This window comes from Kitasatospora sp. NPDC057500, assembly GCF_042802195.1.
In the GTDB taxonomy this organism is placed as follows: Bacteria; Actinomycetota; Actinomycetes; order Streptomycetales; family Streptomycetaceae; genus Kitasatospora.
The window spans coordinates 1-13,045 of sequence record NZ_JBHVER010000210.1 but is presented as its reverse complement, the minus strand read 5'-3'; the positions used below and the strand labels follow the sequence as shown (position 1 = coordinate 13,045).

10 protein-coding genes are annotated in these 13,045 nt (G+C 71.1%); 6 read left to right on the top strand and 4 right to left on the bottom strand.

The features are described 5' to 3' along the window. Positions 1 to 80: 80 nt before the first annotated feature. A complete protein-coding gene (locus tag ACFU74_RS31060) occupies positions 81 to 1,091 on the bottom strand; it encodes a hypothetical protein (RefSeq protein WP_380762783.1) in 1,011 nt (336 codons plus the stop codon). Positions 1,092 to 1,450: 359 nt separating this feature from the next. Beyond that, a complete protein-coding gene (locus tag ACFU74_RS31055; protein WP_380762782.1) occupies positions 1,451 to 1,744 on the bottom strand; it encodes a helix-turn-helix transcriptional regulator in 294 nt (97 codons plus the stop codon). 159 nt (positions 1,745 to 1,903) lie between these two features. On the opposite strand from ACFU74_RS31055, the gene ACFU74_RS31050 reads away from it, so the two are divergent. The 4 genes from ACFU74_RS31050 (at position 1,904) to dnaE (ending at position 7,388) form a co-directional block, all read left to right on the top strand. After that, positions 1,904 to 2,173 (top strand): hypothetical protein, encoded by a 270-nt coding sequence (locus ACFU74_RS31050; RefSeq protein WP_380762780.1) that lies wholly within the window; start codon positions 1,904 to 1,906, stop codon positions 2,171 to 2,173. A 2-nt stretch (positions 2,174 to 2,175) separates the two neighbouring features. After that, complete coding sequence (locus ACFU74_RS31045) at positions 2,176 to 2,586, top strand: STAS domain-containing protein (RefSeq protein WP_380762777.1); 411 nt, start codon at positions 2,176 to 2,178, stop codon at positions 2,584 to 2,586. Between the two features lie 379 nt (positions 2,587 to 2,965). Continuing rightward, the gene (locus ACFU74_RS31040) at positions 2,966 to 3,682 is read left to right on the top strand and encodes an acetate uptake transporter family protein (RefSeq protein WP_380762775.1); all 717 of its coding nucleotides are present in this window, start codon (positions 2,966 to 2,968) and stop codon (positions 3,680 to 3,682) included. A 139-nt stretch (positions 3,683 to 3,821) separates the two neighbouring features. Beyond that, on the top strand, positions 3,822 to 7,388 hold the full coding sequence (gene dnaE, locus ACFU74_RS31035; protein ID WP_380762773.1) for a DNA polymerase III subunit alpha: 3,567 nt from the start codon (positions 3,822 to 3,824) through the stop codon (positions 7,386 to 7,388). 67 nt (positions 7,389 to 7,455) lie between these two features. On the opposite strand, the gene ACFU74_RS31030 is transcribed toward dnaE, so the two are convergent. Continuing rightward, on the bottom strand, positions 7,456 to 8,901 hold the full coding sequence (locus tag ACFU74_RS31030) for a purine-cytosine permease family protein (RefSeq protein ID WP_380762770.1): 1,446 nt from the start codon (positions 8,899 to 8,901) through the stop codon (positions 7,456 to 7,458). Between the two features lie 161 nt (positions 8,902 to 9,062). Continuing rightward, the gene (locus ACFU74_RS31025; RefSeq protein ID WP_380762768.1) at positions 9,063 to 10,409 is read right to left on the bottom strand and encodes a M20 family metallopeptidase; all 1,347 of its coding nucleotides are present in this window, start codon (positions 10,407 to 10,409) and stop codon (positions 9,063 to 9,065) included. A 366-nt stretch (positions 10,410 to 10,775) separates the two neighbouring features. Here ACFU74_RS31025 and rocD point away from each other — a divergent pair, with 366 nt between their 5' ends. After that, a complete protein-coding gene (gene rocD / locus ACFU74_RS31020; RefSeq protein ID WP_380762766.1) occupies positions 10,776 to 12,053 on the top strand; it encodes an ornithine--oxo-acid transaminase in 1,278 nt (425 codons plus the stop codon). Between the two features lie 111 nt (positions 12,054 to 12,164). Then, positions 12,165 to 13,022, top strand: coding sequence for a MurR/RpiR family transcriptional regulator (locus tag ACFU74_RS31015; protein WP_380762763.1), 858 nt, complete (start codon positions 12,165 to 12,167; stop codon positions 13,020 to 13,022). Positions 13,023 to 13,045: the final 23 nt, after the last annotated feature.

Sequence of the window (13,045 nt, the reverse complement as noted above, 5' to 3'; positions counted from 1 at the left end):
GGTTCGTGGGGAACGGCCGGGTCAGCCGCTCAGCCCCAGCCTGACGGCCACCTGTGGCGGCCGTCAGGCGCCCGGCCGTCTCACGGGCTGTCCGGTGCGGCGACGAAGGTGTACGCGCCGAGTTCGAGGAACAGGGCGTCCGCGAGCCCGGGTACGCCGGTGAGCGGAACCGCGAGTCGCCGTTCGCGTTCCCCGGCGCGGGCGGTCACCGGGTTGTAGGCCCGCAGCACGATCCGGGCGTCGCACGGGAGGGGCTGGTCGAACTGGACCACGACCGTGACCGTGCCGGAGTAGTTGGCGGGCAGGAGGACCGAGCGCGTGTACCCCTCGTCGGTGCCGGGGGCGTAGACCTGCGCCGTCAGGCTGAACGGCGCCTGCTGGTCGGTGTTGGAGAAGGTCGCGGTGCCGCCGGGCAGGTCGGTGCCGGAGATCCCGAAGACGAACCGCGTCGGGGTGTTGTTCAGGTTGCAGATGGCCAGGTCGGAGAGGACGTACCTGGTCTGCCGGCACGGGATGACGTCGATGTTGCGCCAGCCGACGTTGGGGCTGTACCTCACCCAGTTCAGGTAGTCGACGAGCGAGCCGAACGTCGGCAGCGCGGCGGGCACGGGGTGGGCGGGCGTGTCCACGGTGGCTATCGTGCAGTAGTGGCCCGGCGGGTTCCGGCTCGGCCACACGAAGGCGGACCTGCTGACACAGACCTGCCCGGGAGGGACCTCCCTGCCGCCGCCGCGAACGGTGAACGGCACGCTGGTGCCGCCGCCCTCGGCGGTGAGCGGGGTCCACGCCCGCGGATCGAGCAGCAGCCCTCCGGGGGCGTAGTAGAGCCTGACGTCACCGGAGGCGGGACAGCCGGTCCTGAGGTTCCTCCCCCGGACGTAGATCCGGTTGAGCCGCCCGTGCACGATGGGGTGGCTCAGCCCGAGGTCGGGTCCGCCGTAGCTGGACTCCAGCAGGGCGAAGTCCAGGATGTCGCTGCCGAAGGGGATGATGTCCGGGGACTCCCAGACGGGGTCGGCCGTGGGGGTCCGTCCCACGTCCTGGAAGTTGTCACGGACCAGGATGTCGTTCCAGTCGGCGGCGGCGTTCATGGTTCCTCCCGAGTGGCTGGTGCGTACGCCGACGCCGGCGGCCGACGCCGTCCGCCTTCCGGAGGGGCGCGTGCCCGGACGCGGGGATGCGTGCTTCGTCGGCGGTGATCCGTCGTCGGTGATCCGTCGTCGGTCGCGGAAGTCGGGGCCAGGGGTCGCGCGGCGGTGTCCGCGCCGACGGACGGTCGGACATTCACGTTCGAACGGCGCGGCGACGGCGCCGAAAGCACTCCCCCGCATGCTGTGGGTTTGCGGGAAGCGTCCTGATGCAGAAAAATATATCGACCCCGAACCACCGCGCCCAATAGGCCGGAAGAGTGAATGCCGGGGCCCGGGAGGCCGGCGAACCGCGGCGGGCTTCAGCGCAGCAGGACGGCGAGGAGTTCGGCGAGGGTGGGCCCGGAGTCGGCCGGGTGACGCAGCTGCTTGCCGTCGATCACGGTGTAGTGGTTGGTGCGGCCGTTGCGCTGGTGGCTGAGGTAGCCGGCCTCTTCGAGATCGACGATGATCCGCTGGACCGCGCGCTCGGTGAGCAGGCACCGGGTGGCGAGGTCGCGCACCCGGATGCCGGGGTCCCGGGCGATCTGGACGAGGACGCGGGCGTGGTTGGTCAGGAAGGTCCACTGCCGTGCGGTCGCGCTGCCGTCGTCCATGGCCCAAGGATACGACCAATGATTCACGAAGACCAAAACACGACAATATTTTCGTGCAATGGTTGACAGGTGATGCTGCCGGGGCGAACAGTGGAGACACCTCAACCCGCACGCCCGCGCAGCGCCCGTCGCGCGGGGCGCCCTCCGGGAGATGGTCCCGTGACCCAGATGACCCGGCACGAACTGGAACGGCTCACCGTGTACCTCACCGAGCGCATCGGCGCGCCCTGCGAGAGCGGCGACCACGCCGGCCAGGTGGAACCGCTGCGCCGCCGGCTGCGGCACTCCGTCACCGGCGTCGACGCCTACCTCGCGGCCGTCGAGGCGGACAGCCCCGCCGCCGTCCACCTGTTCCCGGCAGCGCTGGACCTGTGGCGGGGCCTGGAGCGCCTCGCCGAGGCCTGGGCCGACGCGCCGACGGGGGGCTGACCGTGGACGCGGAAGGAAGGCCGGCGGCCAGTCCGTGGCTGAAGTGCGAAACCCTGACCGCGGGGGCGGCCCTGGTCTGCCGTTTCACCGGCGACCTGAGCATGGACAGCGAGGCCGAGGCCGCCGGGGCCCTGCACTCGGCGCTCGACCGGCGTCCCGCGGTGCTGGCCGTCGACCTCGCCCGAGTCGGCCTGTTCACCTCCAGCGGCCTCAACCTCCTCCTCGCCGCCCGCCGCCGGGCCCTGGCCGCCGGCGTCCGGCTCGTCCTGATCGCACCCTGCCCGATGGCCCGCCGGGTGCTGGAGCTCACGGACACCGCCGCGCTCTTCCCGGTCTGCGCCACCGCCGAGGAGGCCGGTCTGCTCCGCGGGTCGCCGTCCGGCCCGGCGCCCGGTCCCGGCCGCAGCCGGTAGCGGCCGGGGGCCTCACCGCCGCGTCGGCGTTCGCCGCAGCGCGCGCAACGTCGCCCGCAACGGCTCGGCCGGGCCGGCGCCGCCCCCTCCTGGGCCACGGCCCGGCGAGACGGTCCACGCGGGCAGGTGGAGGCGCAGCGCCGCTCCGGGCCGTCGGCCACGAGGCCACGGCCACCACGCCGACCTGGACCCGGTACCCGTTCTCCCGCTCCCCGCGGGCCCGCGACGTCGCGGCGGCGGCGTCATGCGCTGCGGAGCACTTCGGCATGCGCTGGGGGGACAACCGGCGCCTTGACCGACGCATAGCGTCATCGCCGACGCCGGGCGGCCGCGACCCGCCGGTCCCGCGTCCCGACCAGAACGACTCACAGGAGAACCCGTGCACCACGATTCCGATCCGTCCGGAGAGCCGGCCCGCGAGGCCAGGAGGTACTTCGAGCGGGACCTGCGCCCGATGACCCGCATCAACCTGCGTCCGATAGCGTCCCCGATGCCGGTCGGGTTCTTCGCGGTGGCGATCGCCTCCTTCGTCGTCGGAAGCCTCCAGCTGGAGCTCCTGGGCGACGACGCCCACCTGGCGGTGGCTCTGACCATCCTGCCCGCCTTCCTGCTGCAACTGATCGTCGCCGTCTTCGCCTTCGGCGCGCGGGACGTGCTCGCCGCGACGCTGATGGCCTGCTTCTCCGGGACGTGGCTGGCGAGCTCCCTGGTCCTCGCCCTCGCTCCCCCCTCCGGGACGCGCGTCCTCGGCGTCCTCAACCTGGTGTTCGCCGTCTTCGCCCTCATGATGGCCTCCGTCGCCCACCGCAAGCGCTCGATGTGGCTGGTGCTCTGCGTCGCCGTCCCGCGGTTCACGGCGGCCGCCCTCGCCAACCTCACCGGCGCCACGTGGCTCGGCTACCTGTCCGGCGCACTCGGCATGCTGCTGGCCGTCGTCGCGCTCTACGCCGCGTTCGCCCTCATGCTGGAGGACATGCGGGGCGAGGAGGTCCTGCCCGTGGGACGCCGGGGCCCCGCCCACGAAGCCGTCGAGGGGAACCTGGCCGTGCAGCTGCGCGACCTGGAGCGACAGGCGGGCGTCCGTCGGACGCTGTGAGCCCGCCGATCGGCGGGCCGTCCCCGTCGAGAACCCGTCGGGCTCGTCGCCGGAGCCGTTCGGCGCGGCGTGTCGCGCGCGTCGAACGACTAACCTGGGCCGCTTCCCCGTCCTGGAACCGTCCGAGGAGCCCAGCACCGTGTCCGACAGCTTCGCGCACCTGCACGTCCACACCGAGTACTCGATGCTGGACGGGGCCGCGAAGAACGGGAAGCTCTTCGCCGAGGCGGAGAGACAGGGCATGCCCGCCATCGCGATGAGCGACCACGGCAACATGTTCGGCGCCTACGAGTTCTTCCACGCCGCCGCCAAGACCGGTGTCAAGCCGATCATCGGCATCGAGGCGTACGTCGCCCCGGCCTCGCGCTTCCTGAAGAAGCAGGTGTTCTGGTCCCCCGGCGGCCAGCGCCCGAGCGGCGCCGACGGCGAGGGCGGCAAGGACGTCTCCGGCGGCGGCCGCTACACCCACATGACCATGTGGGCGCAGAACGCCACCGGGCTGCGCAACCTCTTCAAGCTCTCCTCGCTCGCGTCGATGGAGGGCTACTACATGAAGCCCCGGATGGACCGCGAGCTGATCGCCGCCAACGCGACCGGCATCATCGCCACCACCGGCTGCCCGTCGGGCGAGGTGCAGACCCGGCTGCGGCTCGGGCAGTACGACGAGGCGGTCAAGGCGGCCGCCGCCTACCAGGACATCTTCGGCAAGGAGAACTACTTCCTGGAGCTGATGGACCACGGCCTGTCCATCGAGCAGGACGTCCGCGCGGACCTGCTGCGCCTGGCCAAGCAGCTGGACATCCCGCTGCTCGCCACCAACGACTCGCACTACGTCACCGCCGACCAGGCGGACGCCCACGACAGCCTGCTCTGCGTCGGCGTGGGCAAGAACAAGGACGACCCGAACCGCTTCAAGTTCCAGGGCACCGGCTACTACGTCAAGACCGCCGAGGAGATGCGCGAGCTCTTCCGGGAGCTGCCGGAGGCCTGCGACAACACCCTGGCGATCGCCGAGCGGGTCGAGTCGTACGAGGAGGTCTTCACCTACGTCGACCGGATGCCGCAGTTCGACGTGCCCGAGGGCGAGACCCAGGCCTCGTACCTGCGCCAGAAGATCGCCGCCGGCCTCCAGCACCGCTACGGCGACAACCCGAGCCAGGAGGTGCTGGACCGGGTCGAGCTGGAGATGGGCGTGATCACCCCGATGGGGTTCGACGCCTACTTCCTCGTGGTCGCCGACATCTGCCAGTACGGGCGGGACAACGGCATCCCGGTCGGCCCGGGCCGTGGCTCGGCGGCCGGCTCGATGGTCGCCTACCTGACCGGCATCACCCAGCTCGACCCGCTGGAGCACGACCTGCTGTTCGAGCGGTTCCTCAACCCCGAGCGCATCAACCCCCCGGACGTCGACATCGACTTCGACGACCGCCAGCGCGACCAGATGGTGCGCTACGTCACCGAGAAGTACGGCTCCGCCTACACCGCACAGGTCAACACCTTCGGCACCATCAAGGCCAAGGCCGCCGTCAAGGACGCCAACCGCATCCTCGGCTACCCCTTCGCGATGGGCGACCGGATCACCAAGGCGATGCCGCCGGACGTCATGGGCAAGGGCGTGCCGCTCGCCGACCTCTTCAACGACAAGCACCCCCGGTACAACGAGGGCACCGAGATCCGGGCGCTGTACGACAACGAGCCCGACGTCAAGAAGATCATCGACACCGGCCGGGGCATCGAGGGCCTGATCCGCGGCACCGGTGTGCACGCCGCCGCCGTCATCCTCTCCTCCACCCCGCTGCTGGAGCTGATCCCGCTGCACATGCGGGACAAGGACGGCACCATCATCACCGGCTTCGACTACCCGTCGTGCGAAGCCATGGGCCTGATCAAGATGGACTTCCTGGGTCTGCGGAACCTGGGCATCATCGACCACTGCATCAAGATCGTGAAGGCCAACCGGGGCATCGACGTCGACATCGAGAAGATCCCGATCGACGACCCCACCACCTACCAGCTGCTCGCCCGCGGTGACACCCTCGGCGTCTTCCAGCTCGACGGCGGCCCGATGCGCGCCCTGCTCAAGCTGATGAAGCCGACCGAGTTCGCCGACATCTCCGCCGTCTCCGCGCTGTACCGGCCCGGGCCGATGGGCATGAACTCGCACACCAACTACGCCCTGCGCAAGAACGCGCAGCAGGAGATCATCCCGATCCACCCCGAGCTGGAGGAGCCGCTCAAGGACGTCCTCGGCCCCACCTACGGGCTCATCGTCTACCAGGAGCAGGTCCAGCGCGCCGCCCAGGTGCTCGCCGGGTACTCGCTCGGCCAGGCCGACCTGCTGCGCCGGGCGATGGGCAAGAAGAAGAAGGAGGTCCTGGAGAAGGAGTTCGTCCCCTTCCACGCCGGCTGCAAGGAGCGCGGCTACTCCGACGAGGCCATCCAGGCGGTCTGGGACGTCCTGGTCCCGTTCGCCGGCTACGCGTTCAACAAGTCGCACTCCGCCGCCTACGGCCTGGTCTCGTACCAGACCGCCTACCTCAAGGCCAACTACCCCGCCGAGTACATGGCCGCCCTGCTCACCTCGGTCGCCGACGACAAGGACAAGATGGCGGTCTACCTGGCGGAGTGCCGCCAGATGGGCATCCGGATCCTCTCCCCCGACGTCAACGAGTCGGTGGTCGACTTCACCGCCGTCGGCAGCGACGTCCGCTTCGGCCTCAAGGCGGTGCGCAACGTCGGCGTCCCGGTCATCGAGTCGCTGGTGCGCACCCGGGAGGAGAAGGGCAAGTACACCTCCTTCCCCGACTTCCTGGACAAGGTGGAGCTGGTGGTGTGCAACAAGCGCACCGTCGACTCCCTGGTCAAGGCGGGCGCCTTCGACTCCCTCGGGCACACCCGGCTCTCGCTGAGCACCGTGCACGAGAGCGCAATCGACGCCGTCACCGGTCTGAAGAAGCAGCAGGCGATCGGCCAGGACGACCTCTTCGGCGCCCTGGAGGCCGACGAGGGCGGCGGCCCCGGCATCGGGCTCGACTTCGAGCTCACCGACCGGGAGTGGCCGCGCCGCCAACTCCTCTCCCTGGAACGGGAGATGCTCGGCCTCTACGTCTCCAGCCACCCGCTCGACGGCGCCGAGCACATCCTCTCCCAGAACCGCGACACCTCGATCGCCGACCTCCTCGGCTCCGGCCGCACCGAGGGCGAGGTCCGCCTCTCCGGACTCATCACCGCGGTGGACCGCCGGATCAACAAGGCCGGCAACGCCTGGGCGATCATCACCCTCGCCGACCGCGACGGCTCGGTCGAGGTGCTGTTCTTCCCCGCCACCTACAACCTGATGGCCGAGCAGATGGTGGAGGACAACGTCATCTCGGCGCGCGGCCGGCTCAACGAGCGCGACGGCTCGCTGAGCATCTTCGGCCAGGAGATCACCACCCTCGACGTCTCCTCCGCCGAACTGGGCACCAAGCCGCCGGTCCAGATCACCGTTCCGGCCGCCCGGATCACCCCCGAGATCGTGGCCGAGCTCAAACTCGCCCTCCACGCCCACCCCGGCGACGTCCCGATCCGCCTGCTGACCACCGGCTGGGACAAGGACACCCTCTACGAGCTCGGCTTCCTGGTGAACCCCGACAACGGCCTCGCCTCGGACATCAAGACCCTGCTCGGCAACCGCTCCTGGATGGGCACCGCCGTCCGCTCCTGAACCCCGGCCTCGACTGCCGCCGGCAAGGCGGCGGCCCGCACCGGGCGGTGCGGGCCGTCGCCCCCGGTCAGGCGGTGCCCGTGGGCACCCCGAGCTCGGCGGGTGCCTCCGCGCGGGGCGCGGGGGCGGGCTGCCGGGCCGGGAGCATCCGGGCCGTCAGGGCGTAGCCGACGCCGCAGGCGATCGCCACGAGGGGGGTCGGCAGCACCGTGTCGGGCAGGGCGGAGAAGGCGAGGGCGCCGAGCGCCGTCCAGGCGAGGGCGAGGATGTTCACGCCGCCGGTGTAGCGGTAGGGGCCGTGGGGGTCGAAGAGGGCCGGTACGTCGATGCGGCCCCGCTTGATGACGAGGTAGTCGGCCAGGATCACGCCGACGAGGGGGGCGAAGACGTTGCCCATCGCCGACATGGAGCCGTTGAACCCGTCGATGAGCGCGGGGAAGGCGGCCAGTGCCGTGCCCACCGCGGCGACCACCATGGTCGACCAGAAGCGCCCCAGCCGGGTGGCGAGGTTCGCCAGTGCCAGGCCGCCCGTGTAGACGTTCAGCACGTTGACCGTCCAGTTGTCCAGGAGCAGCACGATCAGGACGAGCACCAGCGTGACCGGGCCGACGCCGAGGCCGGGGATCACCTCGAAGGCGTTGGCCGTCTGCCCGAGGGTCGCGGCGGCGGCGTAGGCGCCGAAGAAGGCGGATCCGGCCGTTCCGAGCAGTGCGGCGGCCATGGTGCCGACCCACATGTCCTTGCGGGACCTGGAGTAGCGGCAGTAGTCGGCAGCGTCCGTCACCTGGCTGAACCAGGCCGCCGCGACGGCGTTCACCCAGACCGCGAACACCGCCCACTTCCACCCGGCCGAACCGGAGTAGGAGAACACCTCGCTCGGCGCGAAGCCGGGCGCCTGGTGGTTGGCGAGCAGCCAGAAGAGGTAGCCGAGGATCACGAGCTTGACCGGGAAGGCCACCTTCGACAGCCACTTGAGGGATCCGTATCCGGAGAGGGCGACGGATGCCTGGAGCACCGCGAAGACGAGGCTGACGGCGATGAGCGGCGGCTTCACCCCGAGCCACGCCTCCAGCACGGCCAGGATGCCCATGGCGCCGGCCAGGGTCTGGAAGGCGAACCAGAAGGCCGAGCTGACGGCGCGCAGCAGCGAGACCAGCCAGCGGGAGGCCGCGATGCCGAGGAACGCCCGCGTCGACACGATCCCGGGCAGGCCGTAGTCGACGCCGACGGTGGCCATGACGGTGTAGGCGCAGAAGGCGATGAGGATGCCCAGCACCTGGGCGGTGACCGCCGCCCAGAACGAGAGCCCCGAGACCACCGCGAGTCCGCCGATGAGGATCAGGCCGGGGTTGAGCATCACGTTGATGATGATCTGGAACAGGTCGAACCAGCGCACGGTCCGCTGTTCGTCCGGTACGGGTTCGATGCCGTGCCGCTCCACCCCCTTCGGCTGGCGGTAGGCCTCGGGCGGGCCGTCTTCGGGGCTTTGTGTACCGGGAACGTCAGTGCGCATGAGCGGGCCTCTGGTCTGGGCGTGGGGAGGGGACGGCGAGGCGCCGGGGGGCGACGCCTCGCGGGTGGGGGTTCACCTCGGCGCCCCGGACCGGGTCCGGGGCGCACGACCGGGGCGCCTCGCGCGGGCGGGGAGCCGCGCGAGGAGGAGACCTGTCCGGGTCAGGACACGGGGGAAGCGGTGCCGCACCAGCGGGTGGCGAGGACGGCGTAGGTGCGGGCCGCGAGCCAGACCTCGTCGAGGTCGACGTACTCGTCGTTGCCGTGGGCGACGCGCAGGTCGCCGGGGCCGAAGACGACGGACGGCACGCCGGTGCGGGTGAACACGGTCGCGTCGCAGACGCCGTAGAGCCCGGTGTAGGAGGGCTGGTCGGAGAAGGCGGTGCCCTGGGCCGCGGTGCGGTACGCGCCGGCGACGGACTGGCTGATGCCGTCGTCGGGCGAGGTGACGAACGGGTCCCAGTTGAGCTTCCACTCGCAGTGCGGGCGGTGGTCGCGCAGCCACGGATCGGCGTCCGCCGCACGGTCGATGACGGCCTGGATCTCGGCCATCACGTCCTCGGGCGAGCGCTCGGGGTGGTACATGACCCCGTACTCGATGGTGGCCGTGTCGGACAGGGCGAACGGGACGGTCAGGTCGCCGGGGCCGCCGCGCATGGCACCGGGCAGCAGGGAGAAGTGGCCATTGTACCAGAGGTCGTGCCGCTGGGTGCGGGCCCATTCGTCCTCCAGCGCACGCAGCGCCCGGTAGACGAGGAAGACCTTGTCGATGGCGTTCACACCGATCAGGTCGCCGGAGTGGGCGGGGTGGATGGTGGCGCCCCGCATGGAGCCGTGCACCTTCTTGCCCTCGACCGTGACCGAGAACCACAGCAGTCCGGGGCTGGCGACCACGATCGACAGCGGCGTGGGCGGCGCGCTCGGCTCCGAGACGACCGCGGCGTCCGCGACGTACCCGCGCTCGACCACCGCGCCCGTCCCGCAGGCGTGGTCACCGGTCTCCTCGCCGACCACGCACTGCAGTTGAAGCTCCCCGCCGAGCTCGATCCCGGCCTCGCGCAGGGCGATCGCGGCATAGGCCTGAGCGACGAGCCCGGACTTCTGGTCGGTGGTCCCGCGGCCGTACATCCGGGAACCGATCACCTCGCCGGAGAACGGCGGGGCCTTGGCCCACCCGGCCGGATCGCCGCCGGGTACGACGTCCACATGGCCGTTGAAGATCAGTGAGTTCCCCCCGCCCTTGCCGCCGATCCGGCCGACGGCGTTGTCGCGCCCCTCCTCCACGGCGAAGACGTCCACGGACGCCCCGGCGCGGCGGTAGAGGTCGGTGAGCAGCGCGGTGGCCTCACCTTCCCGGCCGACGTGGTCCTTGTACTCGATTCCCGGATACTTCGGGCTCACGGACGGGATCCGGACGAGTTCCTGCAGGCTCGCCGTCATCTCGTCGCGCAGTCCGTCGACGACGGACATCAGGCGGTTCAACCGGGCAGTTTCTTCGGGGGAGCTCATGACGCCTCCAGTGGCGCGCTCGGGAGATGCGGCGCCCGCGACCGTCTCGGTGCCGGGCCTCGCCGCTTGGCCAGAATGAAACAGGCGATAGGTTTCACGTGTCAATAGCCGATTCCGAAACAGGCGTTACATTCACGGGCCGTCAAGGGCCGTGCGCGCGGCGTCGTTCGGGGTCGGCCGCACACGCCTGACCATCCGCGATGACCGAGGGCTTCCGGCCGGTCGCAACCGGTGCGCGACACGCCGCGGCCGCTACCCCGCACCCCCCTTGAATGGAATGAATATTTCAGGTTAGCTCCCTCTCATATCGCATGAATCCACAGTTTCGATCGTTCGTGCAGCGGGCGGTCGGGAAGGCGAGCCGGGATGAACCAGAACGACGAGGGCCGCGGGGGCACGGGCGACACGACGAGGGCGGCTGCGCCGGCCCCTTCACGGACGGCGCGCGAGCACATCGAGCAGACGGAGCGCTTCGCCGCGCACAACTACCACCCCCTGCCCGTCGTCCTGGCCTCCGGGGACGGCGCGTGGGTGACCGACGTGGACGGGAACCGCTACCTCGACTGCCTGGCGGGCTACTCCGCCCTGAACTTCGGCCACCGCCCGGAGCGCCTGCTGCGGCGCGCCCACGAGCAGCTCGACCGACTGGCCCTCACCAGCCGCGCCTTCTACAACGACCAGCTCGGCCCGTTCGCAGAGGCGCTCGCCCGGCTCACCGGGAAGGAGCGCGTCCTGCCGATGAACAGCGGCGCCGAGGCGGTGGAGACGGCCGTCAAGGTGAGCCGCAAGTGGGGCTACCTCGTGAAGGGCGTGGAGGCGGACCGCGCCACCGTCATCACGATGAGCGGCAACTTCCACGGGCGGACGACGACGGTCGTCAGCTTCTCCGACGACCCGGTCGCCACCGACCACTACGGCCCGTTCACGCCCGGCTTCGTGCGGGTGCCGTACGGCGACGTCCAGGCGGTCGCCGACGCGATCGACGACACGGCGGTCGCGGTCCTCTTCGAGCCCGTGCAGGGCGAGGGCGGCGTGGTCGTCCCGCCGCCCGGGTTCCTGCGGGACCTGCGCGAACTCTGCACACGGCGCGACGTGCTGATGGTGGCCGACGAGATCCAGTCCGGCCTGGCCCGCACCGGCCGCACCTTCGCCTGCGACCACGAGGACGTCGTGCCGGACGTCTACGTCCTCGGCAAGGCCCTGGGCGGCGGCCTCTACCCGGTGTCCGCCGTGGCCGCCGACGACGACGTGCTCGGCGTGATCACCCCCGGCACCCACGGCTCGACGTTCGGCGGCAACCCCCTGGCGGCCGCGATCGGCCACGAGGTGGTCGCGATGCTGGCCACCGGTGAGTACCAGGAGCGCGCCCGGGTCCTGGGCGAGCGGCTGGAGTCGCGGCTGCGGAAGCTGGTCGGCGCCGGCCTGCTGGCGGTGCGGGTCCGGGGGCTGTGGGCCGGAGTCGACATCGACCCCCGGCTGATGACCGGCCGCGAGGCGTGCGAGGGCCTCATGCGGCGCGGCGTCCTGGCCAAGGACACCCACGGATCGACCGTGCGGTTCGCCCCTCCCCTGGTGGCCGGCGAGGACGAGGTCGACCTGCTCGCGGACGCCCTGGCCGGTGTCCTTGCGGAGGCGCGGGGCTGACGGCGCGTCGACGGTCGGCGCCACCGGGGCAGCCCGTGGCGCCGACCCGTTCCCGGCGCGGATCGGATGTAACGAACGTTTCAGCGTGCCCTTCCTTGGTATTCTTGAAAGATGGAGACGATACCGGGGGGTCACGCGTCGGTGCGGAAGCTGCTGCTCTCCGCCATGGACGGACTCAGCAACGGCGAACGCAAGGTCGCCCGGGCGGTGCTGGCCCAGTACCCCACGGCCGGCCTCACCACCGTCGCGGACCTGGCCGCCGGCGCCGGCGTGAGTTCGGCGACGGTGGTCCGCTTCGTCACCCGGCTCGGCTTCGCCGGCTTCCCGGCCTTCCAGCGCGCCCTGGTCCACGAGTTGAACGGGGAGCTGGGCTCCCCGTTGAAGCAGTACGCCGAGAAGGCGTCGGTCTCCGCGAAGGGCGTGCTGCCGGAGACGCAGCGCGCCTTCGCGCAACTGCTGGAGGCCACCTACGCGGAACTGCCGGAGTCGGAGTTCGCCACCCTCGTCAGGCTGCTCGGCGACCCGGCCCGGAGCGTGCGCGTGACGGGGGGCCGGTTCAGCCGGCTGCTCGCCGAGTACCTGGTCATCCACCTGTGGCAGCTGCGCGAGGACGTCGACGTGATCGGCCAGGAGGAGATGGAGCGTCGCAGGGCGCTCGCCGACGCCGACGCCAACACGGTTCTCCTCGTCCTCGACTACCGCCGCTACAGCGAGTCCAGCCTCCGCTTCAGCGAGGGAATGGCCGCCCGGGGCGCCACCGTGTGCCTGATGACGGACAACTGGCTCTCCCCCATCGCCAAGCTGGCCAAGGTCGTCCTCCCGGCGCGGGTGGAGTCCGCCTCGCCGTTCGACTCCCTGGTGGCCGCGATGGCACTGAGCGAGAGCCTGGTGGCCGCGGTGACGGACGCCGTGGGCGCGGCGGGCAGGGAGCGCATGGAACGGTTCGAGACGGCGTCCGAGCACGCCTGAACGGCCCGGGGCCGGGTCACCGC

Excerpts from the sequence above, each read along its gene's own strand:
- rocD (WP_380762766.1), top strand. The coding sequence starts at position 10,776 with ATGAACCAGAACGACGAGGGCCGCGGGGGCACGGGCGACACGACGAGG.
- ACFU74_RS31025 (WP_380762768.1), bottom strand. The coding sequence starts at position 10,409 with ATGAGCTCCCCCGAAGAAACTGCCCGGTTGAACCGCCTGATGTCCGTC.
- ACFU74_RS31030 (WP_380762770.1), bottom strand. The coding sequence starts at position 8,901 with ATGCGCACTGACGTTCCCGGTACACAAAGCCCCGAAGACGGCCCGCCC.
- ACFU74_RS31055 (WP_380762782.1), bottom strand. The coding sequence starts at position 1,744 with ATGGACGACGGCAGCGCGACCGCACGGCAGTGGACCTTCCTGACCAAC.
- ACFU74_RS31015 (WP_380762763.1), top strand. The coding sequence starts at position 12,165 with ATGGAGACGATACCGGGGGGTCACGCGTCGGTGCGGAAGCTGCTGCTC.
- ACFU74_RS31060 (WP_380762783.1), bottom strand. The coding sequence starts at position 1,091 with ATGAACGCCGCCGCCGACTGGAACGACATCCTGGTCCGTGACAACTTC.